Origin of the sequence: Pseudomonas edaphica (assembly GCF_965277385.1) — a bacterium.
GTDB classification, from domain to species: Bacteria; Pseudomonadota; Gammaproteobacteria; order Pseudomonadales; family Pseudomonadaceae; genus Aquipseudomonas; species Aquipseudomonas edaphica.
In genome coordinates this window covers 5,684,230-5,701,600 of sequence record NZ_OZ255725.1, presented here as the reverse complement: position 1 = coordinate 5,701,600, position 17,371 = coordinate 5,684,230, and the positions used below count along the sequence as shown (strand labels likewise).

General features: G+C 55.5%; 13 protein-coding genes, 2 tRNA genes and 1 pseudogene. 8 read left to right on the top strand and 8 right to left on the bottom strand.

Translation table 11 applies throughout. The annotated features are described in order from the left end of the window. Positions 1 to 46: 46 nt before the first annotated feature. Both ACQY47_RS26045 and ACQY47_RS26040 read right to left on the bottom strand, forming a co-directional pair. A tRNA-His gene (locus ACQY47_RS26045) sits at positions 47 to 122 on the bottom strand. 32 nt (positions 123 to 154) lie between these two features. Next, positions 155 to 231: transfer RNA gene (locus tag ACQY47_RS26040), tRNA-Arg, on the bottom strand. A gap of 276 nt (positions 232 to 507) precedes the next feature. Between ACQY47_RS26040 and folD the strand changes: the two genes are divergently transcribed. Then, positions 508 to 1,362, top strand: coding sequence for a bifunctional methylenetetrahydrofolate dehydrogenase/methenyltetrahydrofolate cyclohydrolase FolD (gene folD, locus ACQY47_RS26035; RefSeq protein WP_169988164.1), 855 nt, complete (start codon positions 508 to 510; stop codon positions 1,360 to 1,362). Positions 1,363 to 1,722: 360 nt separating this feature from the next. Then, on the top strand, positions 1,723 to 2,070 hold the full coding sequence (locus ACQY47_RS26030; RefSeq protein ID WP_428553121.1) for a hypothetical protein: 348 nt from the start codon (positions 1,723 to 1,725) through the stop codon (positions 2,068 to 2,070). Positions 2,071 to 2,329: 259 nt separating this feature from the next. Here the strand turns inward: ACQY47_RS26030 and ACQY47_RS26025 are convergent, their stop codons facing one another. The 4 genes from ACQY47_RS26025 to ACQY47_RS26010 form a co-directional block, all read right to left on the bottom strand. Continuing rightward, the gene (locus tag ACQY47_RS26025; RefSeq protein WP_428553118.1) at positions 2,330 to 5,407 is read right to left on the bottom strand and encodes an efflux RND transporter permease subunit; all 3,078 of its coding nucleotides are present in this window, start codon (positions 5,405 to 5,407) and stop codon (positions 2,330 to 2,332) included. Further along, positions 5,404 to 6,570: an efflux RND transporter periplasmic adaptor subunit gene (locus ACQY47_RS26020; protein WP_428553115.1), complete on the bottom strand. Its 1,167-nt coding sequence runs from the start codon at positions 6,568 to 6,570 to the stop codon at positions 5,404 to 5,406. The genes ACQY47_RS26025 and ACQY47_RS26020 overlap by 4 nt, the downstream gene beginning before the upstream one ends. Beyond that, a complete protein-coding gene (locus ACQY47_RS26015; protein ID WP_428553112.1) occupies positions 6,567 to 7,985 on the bottom strand; it encodes an efflux transporter outer membrane subunit in 1,419 nt (472 codons plus the stop codon). The genes ACQY47_RS26020 and ACQY47_RS26015 overlap by 4 nt, the downstream gene beginning before the upstream one ends. A gap of 103 nt (positions 7,986 to 8,088) precedes the next feature. Further along, a complete protein-coding gene (locus ACQY47_RS26010; RefSeq protein WP_428553109.1) occupies positions 8,089 to 8,778 on the bottom strand; it encodes a response regulator transcription factor in 690 nt (229 codons plus the stop codon). 117 nt (positions 8,779 to 8,895) lie between these two features. Between ACQY47_RS26010 and ACQY47_RS26005 the strand changes: the two genes are divergently transcribed. The 5 genes from ACQY47_RS26005 to ACQY47_RS25985 all read left to right on the top strand — a co-directional run bounded on the left by ACQY47_RS26005 (position 8,896) and on the right by ACQY47_RS25985 (position 13,134). Beyond that, positions 8,896 to 9,588 (top strand): response regulator transcription factor, encoded by a 693-nt coding sequence (locus ACQY47_RS26005; RefSeq protein WP_428553106.1) that lies wholly within the window; start codon positions 8,896 to 8,898, stop codon positions 9,586 to 9,588. Next, complete coding sequence (locus ACQY47_RS26000) at positions 9,566 to 10,960, top strand: sensor histidine kinase (RefSeq protein WP_428553103.1); 1,395 nt, start codon at positions 9,566 to 9,568, stop codon at positions 10,958 to 10,960. Before ACQY47_RS26005 ends, ACQY47_RS26000 begins: the two co-directional genes overlap by 23 nt. Before the next feature lie 218 nt (positions 10,961 to 11,178). Next, a complete protein-coding gene (locus ACQY47_RS25995; RefSeq protein WP_428553100.1) occupies positions 11,179 to 11,388 on the top strand; it encodes a co-regulatory protein PtrA N-terminal domain-containing protein in 210 nt (69 codons plus the stop codon). A 72-nt stretch (positions 11,389 to 11,460) separates the two neighbouring features. Continuing rightward, the gene (locus tag ACQY47_RS25990) at positions 11,461 to 12,264 is read left to right on the top strand and encodes a glycosyltransferase (protein WP_428553097.1); all 804 of its coding nucleotides are present in this window, start codon (positions 11,461 to 11,463) and stop codon (positions 12,262 to 12,264) included. 543 nt (positions 12,265 to 12,807) lie between these two features. Continuing rightward, a complete protein-coding gene (locus tag ACQY47_RS25985) occupies positions 12,808 to 13,134 on the top strand; it encodes a hypothetical protein (RefSeq protein WP_428553094.1) in 327 nt (108 codons plus the stop codon). Positions 13,135 to 14,187: 1,053 nt separating this feature from the next. Here ACQY47_RS25985 and ACQY47_RS25980 read toward each other — a convergent pair. Beyond that, positions 14,188 to 14,352: pseudogene (locus tag ACQY47_RS25980) on the bottom strand (lysis protein); the annotation flags it as partial. Between the two features lie 707 nt (positions 14,353 to 15,059). Here ACQY47_RS25980 and ACQY47_RS25975 point away from each other — a divergent pair. Beyond that, entirely contained in the window at positions 15,060 to 16,607 is a 1,548-nt protein-coding gene (locus ACQY47_RS25975) for a sensor domain-containing diguanylate cyclase (protein ID WP_428553091.1), read from the top strand. A gap of 106 nt (positions 16,608 to 16,713) precedes the next feature. On the opposite strand, the gene ACQY47_RS25970 is transcribed toward ACQY47_RS25975, so the two are convergent. Next, positions 16,714 to 17,250 carry a Csu type fimbrial protein gene (locus ACQY47_RS25970; RefSeq protein ID WP_428553088.1) on the bottom strand — a complete coding sequence of 179 codons (537 nt, stop codon included), beginning with the start codon at positions 17,248 to 17,250 and terminating at the stop codon, positions 16,714 to 16,716. Between the last annotated feature and the right edge of the window lie 121 nt (positions 17,251 to 17,371).

Genomic DNA, 17,371 nt, shown 5'->3' with positions numbered 1-17,371 from the left:
CTTAAAGCAAAGGCGCCAGATGATTAATCTGGCGCCTTTCTAAATATGGGGTGGACGAAGGGGATCGAACCCTCGACAACGGGAGTCACAATCCCGTGCTCTACCAACTGAGCTACGCCCACCATATAGCGCTACTTGTGCCAAAGCTGCCTAATGGCGCACCCGGCAGGACTCGAACCTGCGACCATCCGCTTAGAAGGCGGATGCTCTATCCAGCTGAGCTACGGGCGCCTTATTAATCTGTACTCGTTGAAGATTACAAACTAAGTGCTTCCAGCCTTGCAGAACAGCTCTATCTGCTCGACCTTCTTAACCAGTGCTAGGCTGTGCCCGACAAGTGCGACGAATAGTATAGACGGCCTTGATACCCGTCAAATCTTTTTTGAAAAAAACTGATTTTATTTAAGGGGTTAGGGCAATTTGCAGACCAAGCGCCTTTGCCCTCACGTCATGGCGTGCGAGAATGCGCGCACTTTTCTTCCCCCTCTCGATGGTTAATCACGCGTAATGACTGCACAACTTATCGACGGCAAATCAATCGCCGCCAGCCTGCGCCAGCAGATCGCCAAACGAGTCACCGAGCGCCGCCTGCAAGGTCTGCGCACGCCTGGCCTCGCGGTGATCCTGGTCGGCAGCGATCCTGCCTCTCAGGTTTATGTCTCGCACAAGCGTAAAGACTGTGAAGAGGTCGGCTTTATTTCCAAGGCCTACGACTTGCCTTGCGAGACCACCCAGCAGGCGCTTACCGACCTGATCGACGGCCTCAACGACGACCCGGCCATTGACGGTATCCTGCTGCAACTGCCACTGCCCGAACACCTGGACGCCTCCAAACTGTTGGAGCGCATCCGCCCGGACAAAGACGTCGACGGCTTCCACCCCTATAACGTCGGCCGCCTGGCCCAACGCATCCCGCTGCTGCGCCCCTGCACCCCGAAGGGCATCATGACCCTGCTGGAGAGCACCGGCGTCGATCTGTACGGTCTGGATGCCGTAGTCGTTGGCGCCTCCAACATTGTTGGCCGCCCGATGGCCATGGAGCTGCTGCTGGCCGGCTGCACCGTGACTGTCACCCACCGTTTCACCAAAGACCTCGCCGGCCACGTTGGCCGTGCCGACCTGGTGGTGGTTGCCGCGGGCAAGCCGGGACTGGTCAAGGGCGAGTGGATCAAGGAAGGCGCGATCGTGATCGATGTGGGCATCAACCGTCAGGACGACGGCAAGCTGGTCGGCGACGTGGTGTACGAAACCGCCCTGCCCCGTGCCGGCTGGATCACCCCGGTACCCGGCGGTGTCGGCCCGATGACCCGTGCGTGCCTGCTGGAAAACACCCTGTATGCCGCAGAAAGCCTGCACGGCTAATAACCTGCCGTACTGAAAAAGCCCTGCCTTATCGCAGGGCTTTTTATTGAACGGCTAAAAACCCTTTTTTCTTAGTTTTTAAGCACTTTCGTCTGGATCTAGAAGAACATTCGACAGTTCTTCGTCCATACTCCTAATATTAATTCTGAGTATTCCAAGGTTTTCTAAAGTGGCAAACCCCAACAAATACGGGGGTTTGCCTACCTTGGGATACCCACCATTCGATAGCGAAACGCGGTCAGTGGTACAAGAATTGGTACGAGATCCAAATCGCCCCCGGCGTCCTGCCGACGAACACCACTCCCAAATCTGCAATGCCTCAATTACTGTATGCACATACAGCGCTCGGATTTACCCACCATGCATATCGACGAAGACACCTCGGCGTGGCTTGGCTGCCCTACGCCCCTGGAAATGTACAAGCACCAATGCTCTTTACTCGAGGACGAACTCAGCGGGACTCAGGCGCTGCTGCGAAAGGCCCGGAAGAACATAGCCGGGCTGGTACAGATGAATGATGTACTGGCCACCGGCAAGGCCGAGGCGCAGGCAGTCCTCAAGAAGGCGCTGGCCGAGATCGGAGAGCTCAAGGAGCGATGTTCCGAGCCCGCCATCCTGAGCATGAAGCTCGTCGCCGAACAGCGCGACTACCTGCTCAGGGAGAATCAGAGGCTTCACGATGAACTCAGTAAAGTTACCGAGCAATAGCCCTGAAGTATGCCGCGCACGCCCTAAACCCAGCCAGTTCTCGGCGGCAGCCTTGGATAATGCAGCAGCATGGGCTGGAGGAGTGCATAAGCCACGTACTACGTGGCTTTCAGCGGTCCACTGTCTAAAACCCAACCGTTATTTGGGAGGTTTTAAGGTCAATAAAACCGGCTTAGCGGCAGACAGTATTAGTCAGCCCCCCTTCCCCGGCGTCCTGCCGACGAACACAGCCCACCAAAAATATCAAGGATCCAGTGTTTCAAACCGGAACCTCAGCGCTGTTGAGCAGTGTTTTTCGACGCCAGCGTTCAAACCACAGATAGACCACCGGCGTAGTGTACAGCGTCAGAATTTGCGACACCGCCAAGCCACCGACAATCGCAATGCCCAATGGCTGGCGCAACTCGGAGCCGGCGCCGTGCCCGAACGCCAGAGGCAACGCGCCGAGCAAAGCCGCCAGGGATGTCATCAGTATCGGCCGCAAGCGCATTAGGCAACCTTCGCGCACCGCTTGCCGGGGCGACAGACCCCGCTGCTGGGCCTGCAACGTGAAATCGACGATCATAATTGCGTTCTTCTTGACGATACCGATCAGCAAAATGATGCCGATCATCCCCAGCACCGACAGATCCTGACCGCAGAGCATCAATGCCAGCAGTGCGCCGAAACCGGCGGAAGGCAAAGTCGAAAGGATGGTCAGGGGGTGAATCGCATTCTCGTACAGCACACCCAGTACGATGTAGACCGTGAGGATCGCCGCTAGAATCAGCCAGGGTTGTGACTTCAATGAGTCCTGGAAGGCCTGGGCGGTGCCCTGGAAACTGCCCAGCACGGTGTCGGGCATTGCTACGGCCAGGGACGCCTGATTGATCGCGGTGACCGCTTCACTCAGGGCATGGCCGGGCGCGAGGTCGAACGACAGGGTAATGGCTGGGAACACACCCTGGTGGTTGATGATGATCGGCACTTGTTCGGTCTTGACGCTGGCCAGCAGGTTCAGCGGCACCAGGGCGCCGGAACTTGCGCGGACAAATAAATGCTCAAGGGTGGCGGTGGACGTTTGCCAGCTCGGGTCGAGTTCAAGAATCACGTGGTTCTGATCGAGCTGCGTGAACATCGTCGCAATCTGTCGCTGACCGAAGGCGTCGTACAGCACGTCGTCGATGGCCTGCACCGTTACACCCAGCCGTGCAGCGGTGGAACGGTCGATCACCAGGGTCGATTGGGCGATGGCCTGTTGCTGGTCCGACGTTACGTGCTGCAACTGCGGCAAACTCTTGAGCTTCTCCAGCAGCACACCGCTCCAGTGATCCAGTTCGACACTGTCCGGATCTTGCAGGGTGTACTGGTATTGGGTCTTGCTGGCACGACCACCAATCTGGATGTCCTGGTTGGCCTGCATGAACACTTTGACTCCGGATAACCGGTCGAGCGCCGGTTGCAGGCGACGGATAACTTCGGCGGCGCTGGCGGTGCGCTCGCTGAACGGCTTCAGGTTGATCATCACCTTGCCCTGGCTCACAGTCGGATTCGGGCCGATCCAGAAATACACCCGGGCCACCGCCGGGTCCTGGCCGATGATGGCGGCAGCGCGGTTGACCTGTGCACGCATCGCGATGGGTGAAATATCAGCCGCTGCTTCGGCCACACCTTGGATCAAGCCGTTGTCCTGTTGCGGGAAGAAGCCCTTGGGGATGCCGACATACAGCACCGCCGTCGCCACCATTGTTGCGATGGCCACCGCCATGGTGATGCGCTGATGGTCCAGCACCCAATCCAGGCTACGGCGATAACCGTTGTGCAGGCCTTCGAACACCCGCTCGCAAGCCTGGGCAAAGTGCCCCTCTTCATGATAGGCATGGGGTTTGAGCAGCCACGCACAGAGCATGGGTGTGATGGTCAGGGAAACGATGCCGGACATGATAATCGCGACGCTGACGGTCACCGCAAACTCACGCATCAAGCGCCCGACAATGCCGGACATCAACAGGATCGGAAGGAACACCGCGATCAACGACACCGTCATCGAGACAATGGTAAACGCCACCTCGCGCAAACCATCGACCGCCGATTGCAGGCGCGACTTGCCCATTTCCAGATGCCGGACAATGTTTTCCATGACCACGATGGCATCGTCCACCACAAACCCTACGGCAATCGCCAGGCCCATGATCGACAGGTTGTCGAGGCTATAGCCCAACAAGTACATCACCCCGAACGTGGCCACCAGGGACAGCGGGATGGTCAGGCTGGGAATCAGCGTTGCCGTGGCTTTGCGCAGAAACACAAAGATCACCACGACCACCAGCGCAATCGACAGCAGCAAGGTGAACTGCATGTCGTTGACCGAGGCTTCGATGGTCTGGGTGCGGTCACCAACCACCTGTACCTGTGCGTCTCGCGGCAACGAGGCGGTCAGTTCGGGCAGCTTGGCCTTGATGGTGGCGATGGTCGACAACAGGTTGAAACCCGGCTGTTTGTGGATGTCGACGATAACCGTTGGCTCGGCACCCAATTGCGCAGCTTGTTGCGTGTCCTCGGCGCCGGCAATCACCTGCCCCAGGTCACCGAGCTTGATCGGCATGCCGTTCTTATAGGCGATAACCTGATCACGATAGTGCTGAGGGTCCAGCAATTGATCGGTCGCACCAAGGGTGATCGAACGGCTTTGGCCATCGAGGGTGCCCTTGGGCTGATCAAGGGTGCTGACGCCGATCACACTGCGCACATCCTCCAGGGTCAGGCCGCGAGCGGCCAGCGCATCGGGATCGATCTGTACCCGCACCGCCGGTTTCTGTTCTCCGTGAAAATCCACAAGGCCGACACCGGGCATTTGCGACAAGCGCTGGGCAATGTAGTTGTCGGCGTAGCGGTCCAGCTCTGGCAACGTGCGCACGGGTGACGTCACGGCCAGCGACATCACTGTACCTTCGGCCGGATTGACCTTGTTAAAGGTCGGTGCGCTGGACATGGTCTTGGGCAGATTCGGCGTGGCTGTGTTGATCGCTGTTTGCACATCCTGCGCTGCCCCATCGATGTCTCGCGACAGATCGAATTGCAGTACCACCTGGGTTTTACCCGCCGCACTCGACGAGGTCATCGACGTCACTTGCGGCACGGCCGCAAAAGCGCGTTCCAAGGGCGTCGCCACCGAAGACGCCATGGTTTCGGCGCTTGCCCCGGAGAGTTTGGCGGTGACCTGAATGGTCGGAAAATCCACCGTCGGCAGCGGCGCCACAGGCAGATGAAAGTAAGCAAAGGTACCGAGCAGCAAGACCCCGATGGCCAGCAGACTCAGCCCCACGCGCCGTTGAATCAATCCGGCCAGCGCATTCATCGGGCGGCCTCCGCCAAATCGGCGGTGGTGTTGGCCTTGACCGGCGTGACCTTCAGCCCCGGCGCGACGCGGGACTGGCCCTGCACCACCACGGTTTCACCGGCCGTCAGACCCTGGCGAATCCACTGCTTGCCATCGACGACCGTGGCGGCATCGACCAGACGCGGTTGCACCCGTTGATCAGCATCCACCACATAGACGAAGTTACCATGACGTCCCAACTGCACCGCTTCAGCCGGGACCACGGCCACGTCCTTATGCGTCTGCACCAGCAACCGCGCGCTCACCAACTCGCCCGGCCAGAGTTTCGCAGCGCCATTGTCGAATTGCGCCTTGAGCTGAATCTGACCACTGGCGGCGGTGACCTGACTGTCGATAAAACTCAAATGGCCGCGGGCGATTTCCTGTTTTCCATCGCGGGTCATCGCCACCACCTGCAATGCGCCTTTGGCGTTTTCTTCGAGAATTTCCGCCAGTTCGTCCTGAGATACGGCGAAGGCCACGGAAATCGGGTTCATCTGGGTAATGGTCACCAACCCGGTGGCTTCGGCGCCGTGGGCAATCGCTCCGACGTCCAGCAGGCGCTGGCCGGTACGACCGGCCAACGGTGCCTTAACCTGGGTGAACTCCAGTTGCAGGCGCGCCACATCCAATCCCGCTTGATCGGCCTGTAAGGTGGCCTGCTGGGCGGCCAGTTGGGCGCGGTAGGTGTCGACGTCCTGGGTCGGCCCGGCCTTGGCGGCGGCCAGTTTGCCGGCCCGGTCCAGGTTGACCTTCAGGTTAGCCAGTTGCGCTTGATCCTTGGCCACCAAGGCCTGTGCCTGGGCTACCTGTGCCTGAAAAACCCGCGGGTCGATGACCGCCAGCAAGCTGCCAGCGGTGACAGTCTGCCCTTCGTTGAACAGGACTTTTTGCAGCTCACCGTCCACCCTCACCCGCACATTCACGCTGTTGAGCGGCTGTACGTTACCGATGGCGCTGATCCAGACGGGCAGGTCCTGGCGGCTGACCTGGCTCATCTGCACCGGCACGGCGCCGGCATCGACCTGCACCGGTGCGGCATGGGCTTGACGGGTCCATTGAAAGACGCCGATGAGAGCGGCCAGCGAGAGCACCACTCCCCCTGCGAACATAACGCGACGACGTGGGTTCAAGGCATTCATGGGTGAGCAACCTGAGCAGAAGAACTGGAAGTAAGGGTGTTCGGCGAGAAATCCCCGCCCAAGGCGCGGAACAGGCCGACAGCGGCCTGCAAATGCTGGAGGCGTACCTGTAACAGCGTGTCTTCGGCCTGGTATTGGGTGCGTTCGACGATCAGCAGTGTCTGGAAATCGGTCGAGCCGAGTCGGTAGCGAACCTGCGCCAGACGTGCGGCTTCGCGGGCAGAGTCCACGGCGGACTGGTTCAGGACGTAGCTTTTATCGAGTTCGCGGGCCGCACTAAGCTGGGTTTCAACATCTTGCAGCGCTTCGATGATCGACTCGCGATAACTCGATGCCAGCTCCTGGACATGGGCCTGATCGAAATGCAGTTGACCCTTGAGCTGACCGCCGGCAAACACCGGTTGGCTGAGCGTGCCGATGACGCTCCAGATCTGGCCGCCGGCGAGCGTATCGATGCCATCCAGCAGGTCCAGGGACAGGTTCGGTAAAAACGCGGCGCGGGCAACGCCCACGTCGAAATTGGCGGATTTCAGCCGTGCTTCGGCGGCCTGGATGTCTGGGCGCTGACGCAACAAACCAATCGGCAGGCCAGTCGAAGGCTGCGGCACTTGCAGGGTTTTCAGCCCGTTTCCTTGCAGATGAAAGCCCTCGGGCTGTGCCCCCACCAAAACGGCCAGTTGGTAGAGCGCCAGGTCCCGTTGTTGCCGCAGGGGCGGCATCGCCGCTTCAAAGGTCTGCATGGCATTGCGCTGCTGGGCGACTTCCAAATTCGACACGGCGCCCTGACTGGCCTGGACTTCCACCAAATCCAGCACCTGTCGCGCATCGTCGGCAATGGATTGGGCCAGACGCAGCCGGTCCTCCAGAGACAGCACCTCAAAGTAGCGGTCGGCAATGCTCGCACTCAGGCTCATGCGCAGGGTTTGCGCATCAAATACTGTGGCATTGGCCAACGCATCGGCGGAGTCAGCGGCAGCGCGCTGTTTGCCCCAGAAATCCACTTCATAGGTGGCTTCGGCAAATACGCTACGTTTTTCCGTGGAGCCGTAATTGTTCTGTCGCTGGTAATTGCCTCCCAGATTCAGCGCCGGATATTGCGCCGCCCCGGCCACGTGCGCCGAAGCACGGGCTTCATCGATGCGGCTGACCGCCGCCTTGAGGGTGTAGTTGGAGGCCTGCCCCCGGGCGATCAATGAGTCGAGTTCGGCGCAGCGAAACTCGCGCCACCACTGGCCGCCCTCAGCCGCCGAGCTGTCTGTCGGACCATTGAACTGTTGCGCCAAGGGCAACTCGGGTTGCTGGTACTGCGGGACCATCGAGCAGCCGTCAAGCATGAGCATGCCGAACAACGTCAACGCCACGGATGAAAGACACGTAAACCGCCTGCGGCGTGCCACCAAAGTTGTTACCGACATGGGCAAGCCATCCCCCGCTAAATCCTGTGTGGAGCAATCCACGAATGGGCAGAAGATAGCGAGGAGTGCCTGCCAGAGCGTTCGTCGGCAGATAAATTTTTGTTTAGCCTTGCTCCGGCGTCTCCTGAAAGCTGTAGCCGGCACCGGGAATGGTCTTGATCAGCGAATAGTCGAAACCTTCATCGAGTTTGCGCCGCAAGCGATGGATATGTTTATCGATGACGTTGTCGTTGGGGTCGAAAGAGTAGTCCCAGGCGCTGTCGAGCAGCATGTCGCGGGTCACCACCTGACCACTGTGGCGCATGAGCTTCTCCAGCAAAAGCGCCTCGCGATGCTGCAAGGCAATGACTCGGCCCTGACGTACCGCGGTGCGCGTGGCGCAGTCGAGTTGCAGCTCACCGACTTGCAACTGACGCGCGGGCCTCGTCGTCTGTTCGCGCCCGCGCAGCAAAGCATCGAGCCGCGCCAGTACTTCGGCGAACGCGTAAGGCTTGGCCAGATAATCATCGCAACCGGCCTGCAGGCCTTCAACCTTGTCGGTGGTGGACGCCTGCGCACTGAGCATCAGGATCGGCACCCGCAACTGTTGCGCTCGCAGAGCCTTGACCAGGCCAACACCGTCGAGGCCGGGCAAGCGGCGGTCGACGATCAGCGCATCATGGATTTGCTCCAGGGCCATGCCCAGCCCACTATTGCCATCGCTGGCGATATCGACGATGTGACCACTTTCGCTCAACCCACGTAACAGGTAAGCCGCGGTCTGGGCGTCATCTTCAACCACAAGAATGCGCAAGGTACCGCCTCCAGAAATCCAACCTAAACTTTTATTTACCTGGCGGGAACGTGGCATAGCCGCAGGCTTTGTCACACTATGCCATCTCTGCCCGATTATGTGAGCGGTTCATCTGCCATGACCCATGTTCTAGTCGTCGAAGACGACTTGCTTACCTGCCGCGAAATCGAAGCGGCGCTGTGTGACCACGGCTTCACCGTGAGCTGCGTCCACAATGGTCGCGAAGGTCTGCTCAAGGCCCTGAGTGAACCGTTCGATCTGATCGTCCTGGATCGCATGCTACCCGGCGGCCTCGATGGACTTGGCGTACTGACCGCATTACGGGCGGCAAGCGTGAGCACCCCGGTGCTGATCCTCAGCGCCTTGAGTGCGCTGGACGAAAGGGTTCGCGGCCTGCGCGCAGGCGGTGATGATTACCTGACCAAACCCTTCGAATTCATCGAGCTCACCGCACGGCTGGATGCGTTGAACCGTCGCCGCGCCGAACCGGTCTCCGAAGCTCGGGAAACGCGCTTGCGGGTCGGTAATCTGGAGGTCGACCTGTTGAGCCGGGTGGTCCGGCGTGGCGACCGGGTCATTGATCTGGTGCCCCGTGAGTACGCGTTGCTGGAACACTTGATGCGCCATGCAGGACAAGTGGTCACCCGCACCATGCTGTTCGAAGCGGTCTGGAACTACGCCTACGATGAGCGCACCAACGTCATAGAAGTCCACATGGGCCGTCTGCGACGCAAGATCGACGACGAAAACGAACCGTCGATGATCCATACTATTCGTGGAGCCGGTTATGTCCTCCGTTCGCCTGAGTGAGATCCCGCGCACCATCAGTTTTCGCACCGGCCTGCTGTTTCTCGGACTGTTCGGCTGTTCGTTTCTGGCGCTGTTCGGCTATGTCTATTGGCAAACGGCGTTCTACCTGAAAACCGAAGCGGATACCGCGCTGTATCGCCAGGTGGAAACCCGCAGTGCACAGGATCCCGAGTTACAACTCAGGGAAATCCGCAATCACGCCGAGCAGGATACCGAAGCGCGCGTTCCCCAGAGCCTGTTCGACGCACAAGGCCAGTTCATTGCCGGGGCCATCCAGCAATTGCCGCCCTTCTCCGCCTACGACAAACCTCAGGAGTTCGATTGGCGCAAGCCCAGCGGTCATCAGCGCCCGATACGCTTCATTGTCCATCACCTGGCCGACGGCAAAACCTTGCTGGTGGCCCAGGACATCCACGACATACGCGAATTTGACGAACTGCTGATCAAGGCACTGGTTTCCGGCGGCGTGTTGTTGCTGGTGGTCGGCCTGTTTGGCGCGGTGGTACTGGGTTACTCGGCCCACCGGCGCCTAGACAAGGTCAGTCGCTCGATCAAGGGGATCATCGAAGGCGATTTGACCGGCCGCTTGCCCACCCAGGGCAACAACGACGACATCGACCGCCTCGCCTCTGTGGTCAACGGCATGCTCGATGAGCTGGAACGCTTGATGAACGAGGTCAAAGGCGTGTGCGACGACATCGCTCACGACCTGCGCACCCCTCTGACTCGGTTGATCGCCGGGCTGGAGCGCACCCAGCGCCGTGGTCTCGATGAAGCGCAATATGCCGCCAGCATCGACGCGGCACTGGTCGAAGCCAAGGCACTGCTTCTGACCTTCAAAGCGTTGCTGCGTATCTCGGAAATCGAAAACAGCGCCCGCCGCAGTCACTTCGCGCCGCTGGATCTGAACCTGATCAGTGCCGACGCCACCGAACTCTATGAGCCGTTGGCAGAAGAACGTGGCATCAGCCTCACGCTCAATAAAAGTCAGGGTCCTGCCGTCATCGCCGGAGACGCACAGTTATTATTTGATGCACTCTGCAATCTGCTGGATAACGCCATCAAGTTCTGTCCCGACGATAGCCAAGTCAACCTGACCGTAATCGCCAATCTTGGGTCGGTCGGAATTTGTGTCACAGACAATGGACCGGGCATTGCCGAAGGAGAGCGCGAAGCCGTGTTTCGTCGGTTGTATCGTGCCGAAGCGAGCCGAAACACACCGGGTAATGGCCTGGGGTTAAGCATGGTCACCGCCGTTGCGCGCCTACACGACCTCAAGCTGACAGTCAGTGATGCAGCGCCTGGCTGTCGCATCGAACTGCTTGGCAAGACGGGGTCGACGGGCCCATCCGCGTCACTCGGCATTGTCTGATCATGTTCCTGGGGGGTTGGCTGAGCGTGGGCCGAAACACGCAACGCGACAAAACTTCCCGTCGTATTTATCTCCCCCTAGCCCTCAAAAAATCCAGCTTCGCCGCCAACCTGTCGAGAAATTCATTTTGCGGAGAACTGGGCGAAAGGCCGTGAGCGTCAAGATGAGTTCAAGCCAACAAACATTGTGTTGGCTCAACTCACTACTGGAAAACACTCATGAACAGCCTTAAAGCCCTTTTGATCGTGACCTTGATGACCGCTTCCGTCGCCGCAATGGCAGAAGGCGGTGGCGATACCGTGATGGGCAAAATGGAAGCGGCAAGGGCAACCGCAATGGCCTCGTTTCAACAGTCAGAGTCTGCCACGGCTGCAGCCACTGCCAGCAACCAGAACGCCTCCACCAGTGACGCCTCGCGTTCGAACTGACCGCGTGAACGTCCGTCACCGTTAAGAACGGTGTTGCGCGATATCGGTGAAATCATCGAGGTACCACAAACTATGACTCGTCCAATTCCAGCGACCGCCAACTACAGCATTGTGTTGGTTAACTACAAAACACTTGATCTGACCAAAACCTGTCTGATGCTTCTGCAGGAGGCTCTGCGAGGGACAAATGTTCCGGTGATTGTGGTGGATAACCACTCCGACGATGCAAGCAGCGAGTACTTGCGCTCGCTGGACTGGATTGAGCTGATCGAACGCAAGCACACAGGCCCCGAAGCCGGAAACATTGCCCATGGACGTGCTCTGGATCTCGCTTTGGCACAGGTTGAAACCGACTATCTGTTTCTGTTGCACACCGATACCTTCATTTACGATCCGGCAGTGTTCGCCATAATGCTCGACCAATGCACGGAACAACGCGACGTGGCTGCCGTCGGATGCCTGGAGCAACTAGATCGGGGGAGCGTTCGCTCGGCCTGGCGCCTGGCCTCACGTTTTTGCAAGCACTACGCCCGACGGAGTTTGCTGGCACTCGGCGTTCAGGCGAGAGAGCCCAAGCCGTATCGAGAAGTACACCTGAAGAGCTTTTGCACACTGTGGAATGTGGCGTTCATCAAGCAACACGGCTTTCACTTTCAAATGGATGAACGTAATCCGGGTTATGAACTGCAGGATCGAATGACTTCTTTGGGCTATCAGGTGCGTTCTATTTCACCGCGAAAGATGTTCCGTTACCTGGATCACATTCAAAGCGGCACCGTTTCGGCTATGGGCGGTTACGCGTGCAATCACCGCAGGGTCCGGATGTACGAGCAGATTACCCAAGGCAAAAAATCTGAGGGTCTGGTGAATGGATAAAACCGCATGAAGACATTTTGACCTTTGGCGGCGTCTTGCGCCGTTGCCTACTAGGCGCAGTCCGGTCTACTGACTTGCCCGATCCGCCAAATCCATATCCGACAGATAGCGATTCAAACAGCCACAACCGTGACTACCCAGCAGAGGGTTAGCAGAAACGAAAGACCTGCGAGCCGCTTATCCATGGTGCCCTATCAAAACCGAATGATCGCAATACGAACGCCCACGAGAAGAGTAGTTCAGTGCGATCAGTTCGCAATTGCTCGCACATATGCCTGGCACGCCCTCAAGGAGATCACTCCTCGTTTGCTGCGATATGGGATGCGTGGATGTCCATCACCCACCATTAGAAGTAATACGGACAAACAAAGTTTTCACCTAGACATCACATAGCCACTACAGAGACGCGCCTAATCTGAAATCTCGCTCAGATACACATCAACGAGGACAAACTGAAAATCCTGAAGCACAGAAATGAAAAAAATAGCGCTGAACCAAAATGAATAATTACGCTTGCGCAACTCATTCAGTAGGGAGTCACCTATGTCTATCGGAGCAGTATCCGCGCCAAACCCAGTAATCCTTAATGGGCAAAAACCCGCCCAAACCCCTCCTCCCGCTACGAGCAATCAACCCACCAACGTATCCACCGCCACGGCAGCTCCCACCGCCAGCAACGTGACAGCAGTGCTAAAAGAGGCAACCGAAACCGCCGCGCAGACTGCTCAAGAAGCAGTACACGGTGATCATCAGGCTCAGCGGTTGATCCAACAGCATCAACATCATAAAACTGATGCAGCAGCGCCTGTTTCTGGGGTCGTTAACGGTAACGGGCAGATAACTGGTGAACGCATAAACACCAAAGCTTAGAGCTCTAGCGCAACACTCAAAGCTTGCAAGCCCTGCTTATGCAGGACTTGTAAGCTGCATTAGAGGCGCACCAGCACTGACTGGCTATTCTAGAATGCTGGCATTATCTAATTCTAGTTGTGCAGTTCACGCATATACGCCTTGCAAGCCCGTAGCGTGACCAATCCTTGGCACCCACCGCCGGTAATGGCGATAATTCGTTGACCATGTGCCAGATCAAGTTGGGGCCAACGGGCCGAATGAAGCACGCCAACAGCGCCGTTGGCATGGTGGATATTGACGACTGCTGGGCCTTTGCGTCGACACCCTAACTGGCTCCGGAATTGTAAGATCACGCTAATGCTCAAGGAAAGTGCCGAGCATATCTGCCAATCGTATACCCGAACAAGGCTGTCGTTTTTGGGGTACCGATTTTTTGTTTAGACACTCACTTGCAGCATGAAGTAACCCAAGACAACTGCGCGCTCATGCTAGGAATGCACCTGCACCACCAACCTGAAGCTTGTACAAAAAGTCAATGATTTACTAGCCTCAGCCCGGAATTTGGCTATACCTAGATAGCTATCATTAAGGTGATCATCATGCTGTGGCTTAAGCTCTTCCCCCCTCACCCGAATAAATTTCGGAGCTTCGCCAAAATCGATCAAAACGGCGTCTGCTCACTCTTCATCCGATGCCAACTATCGCCTGGCGAATCATGGGTGGAAGTAGATGAGTTTTGCTTGAGTTGGCTCGGCAAACCGTTACCAAGCTATGCCTGCCGAACTAGAGTCGCTGGGGCGGAACCATCACAAAAACGGCATTCCCATTTCTAGGCCATAGGAAGAAGGTCGGCAGATAAAATCACCCGACAATCCACCTGACAGACACATACCCCATGTGCTGGAAATATCAGGTTCTTATGAAGGGTTTTACTATTAGAAGCGCCAAAAATAGCGCCCAACAAATGAATAAAAGCACCGTAATCGCTGTCCATCGCAACCCCATGAGCAAACCCTCCTTTTTTGAATAAGTTTGTACCACGCAAAACAAATCGAAAATGTAGGAGATTTGCTATTTTATTGCCTGAGATTTAACCGTCCTGATGTACGCCTGGCATGCCCATAACGCGATCAGTCCTTTGTCGCCGTCGTCGGTGATGCCGATAATTCTTTGAGCATGCGCTGGCTCAAGTTGGGCTCGACGGGCTGTATGAACCACGCTGCTGGCGCCGGTGGCATGCTCGTCATTTCCGACCGCCTACAGGTAGTCCTGACGCCGGAGCTCGCAAGGGAATGGCTGGACTCAGCTATACCCAATTAACGCGTCAAGCAAATGGCGCTCCGACAGGGCGAGCCAGCCGAGGGGTTCGTGTGGTTAAGGTCGACGCAGCCGTACGGAACTTACCAATCAGATGCCCCGGACGGATCCAGCCAGTAGGCTAGTTTTTGGAAAACTACCCCATCACAAGAATCACGGCCGGCACCCCAAAAGGTCAGCAAAAACAAAAGGCCAGCTAATCACTTATCGATTAGATTCCGGTAACCATAAAGAGTGAGAAAGGACGCGGAAAAGCAAGCATGCTTCCTCACCCAGCACTGCCGGACAATCGTATGAAGCGTGCCTAAAACTGTTCATTAGATTAGCTCCTCCCCTAGTCCAAACGCTCAGTCGCACCTTCTAGCGCCCAAGCCACGCTCAACGAATCCCGCCCCTGTTCCATATTTGCTTTCCAGTGCTCCCAGAGTATGTAAATGCGATCTCACTACCGAGCGCAGCAATCAACGAGAAGTCGAGAGAGGCACCTTAAAGGCAATGCGCCAATCTCCAACGAGATCAACAAATAAAAATCATCAGCAAAATAGTAACAACTGGGCTAAGCTAAATCTCTCTACAGGAAGCCTACATGCCCATGACTACGAGTTTAGGCACAAGGACAGAAAGTAATGCCAGCGAATAAAAAATCATTTTTTCCAACCAAATGGAACAATGCAAAACTCAAAGTTAGCCATGTAGCCTTATTCGTATCAGCTGTATGCATTTCCTTAATAGCAATCAGCGCCTGGGATTTATTAAGTTCGCTGGAATACCATATCCACGACAAAAAAATCGAAATGTCAAACCTCTCTAAGACACTATCATCTAATATAGAGGCAACGCTAACTGAGGCTGACTCAGTACTTTTAGGGATTAAGGAGCGCCTAGAGACCGAAAGCAGCAATGAGAATTCTTTAAAAAACCTACGCAATTTACTTAAGTCCCAACAGAAACGTTTACCTCAAGTACATGGATTTTTCGTCTATGATGAACAGGGACGCTGGCTTCTGAACTCAAATGATATAATACCAGCTGGCGCAAACAACTCAGATCGCGACTATTTTATTTATCATCGGGACCACATCAGTCTAGAGCCTTATCTTGGTCCTTCGATTCGCAGCAGATCGACAAACGAATGGATTATGACTATTTCGCGCAGGATTAACCATCCTGACGGAAGCTTTGCTGGAGTCACCATAGCCACTATATATCTTAAATATCTGCTAAGTCTTTACGACGGTGTTGACGTCGGAAAAAACGGAATCATTAACTTAACTTCATCAAGTGGAGATATAATCGTACGCAAACCATTTAGAGATTCTGACATTGGTCTAAACATATCAAACGGAGAAGTATTCTCCCTACTTACGCCTAACACTAACACAGGCACATCAACTACAAAGTCCGTAATAGATAAAATTGAGCGAGTTATAAGTTTTCGTCGTGTTACGGGGTATCCCCTTATAATAATAGCCGCCTTTGACAAAAGCGAAATACTTACGGATTGGTGGAGCGAGTCTATTGTAAGCATAGTCACATCAATAATATTGGTAGTAGTCCTAGCCTTCATAGGATTTCGACTATTGAGACTTATGAGTCAGCAGATCGAAGCACAGGAGGAACTGCAAGCTTCTGAAAAAAGATATATTGACGCGAATAAAAAGCTTGGCCTAATGGCCCTTGAAGACGGGCTTACAGGCCTTGCGAATCGCCGCCAGTTTGATTTCTTCATAGAGAACGAAATCACTCGCATGAAACGCAAGCTTGACAAAACCGCATTAATCATGATGGACGTCGACCTCTTCAAAAACTATAACGACCGTTATGGCCATGTACAAGGTGACGAATGTCTAAAGATAGTTAGCACAATAATTCAAAAGCATGTCAATCGCATTGGTGAGCTTGCCGCAAGATATGGCGGAGAGGAATTCGCGATTGTGCTTCCAAACACGGACTACGTTGGTGCTTTCTTGCTAGCCGAAAAAATCCGACTAAACTTAGAGAATAATAAAATACAACACGAAAAGTCTCCATTAGGGATAGTCACTATTAGCGTAGGAATTGGCGCTCTTTCTGGGTCGGATGCTGACACTCCAGAAAAATTAATAAACATCGCTGACAAAGCGCTATACATCGCAAAGTCCAATGGAAGAAACAGAACAGTTATTTCTGACTAATATTAATCACACTCAAGTTTAGATCGAGAGAACCTCAGCCATCTCCCTAGTACGAGCTAGGGAGGTTAGTTTTCGATATGAGCTTTCGAAAGTATGTCTGACGTACTTAGAACGTAAGCATCACTGCGATCGTGTCGGTGTAGGTTCCAGCGGGCAATCCTACCTTTCCGGGTGATTTACCATAAATATTTACCGTTTGAGCTGCTCCGGTACTGAGTGCGAGGTTGATAGTGCCATTGTTGGCAAGAATCTGGGTGTGGGCGGCGTCTGTATAAATATCATACGGGGCAAAGTGCCCAGCACCATCTGCTAGCGCCCGCGTTCCACCGGTAGATCTACCATCGTTGGTTCCGGACGTGATGGAAAGCACTGGTGAAGTACCCGCCGAGCATTGGATAGATAGTGCGCCACCGCCACCACCCAACACCTGCGCATCAGCCTCGGTGTATAAGCTATTGTTGGTTCCGAAATTTAACGTACCGAAGTTCAATCCCGATGAGCCCCCTACACCATTGACTAAGCAGCTATTGGTCAAAATCAGAGTTGCGCTAATTTGACCAGTCACAGTGGTGGCTGCCGGTGAACAGGACACCCAAGCAAGGGTCATCAAAGGTAAAATGAGTTTTGATACAAATCCATGCATGACGCTCTCCTTATGCCTTCCAATCGTACCCAATATCATGGTTCAGAACGCTGTCGACACCTCCTCAATCTCTTCTACTCAGGTGGTTGCTGCATAAAGATTAGTTAGAAAAGCGAAAATC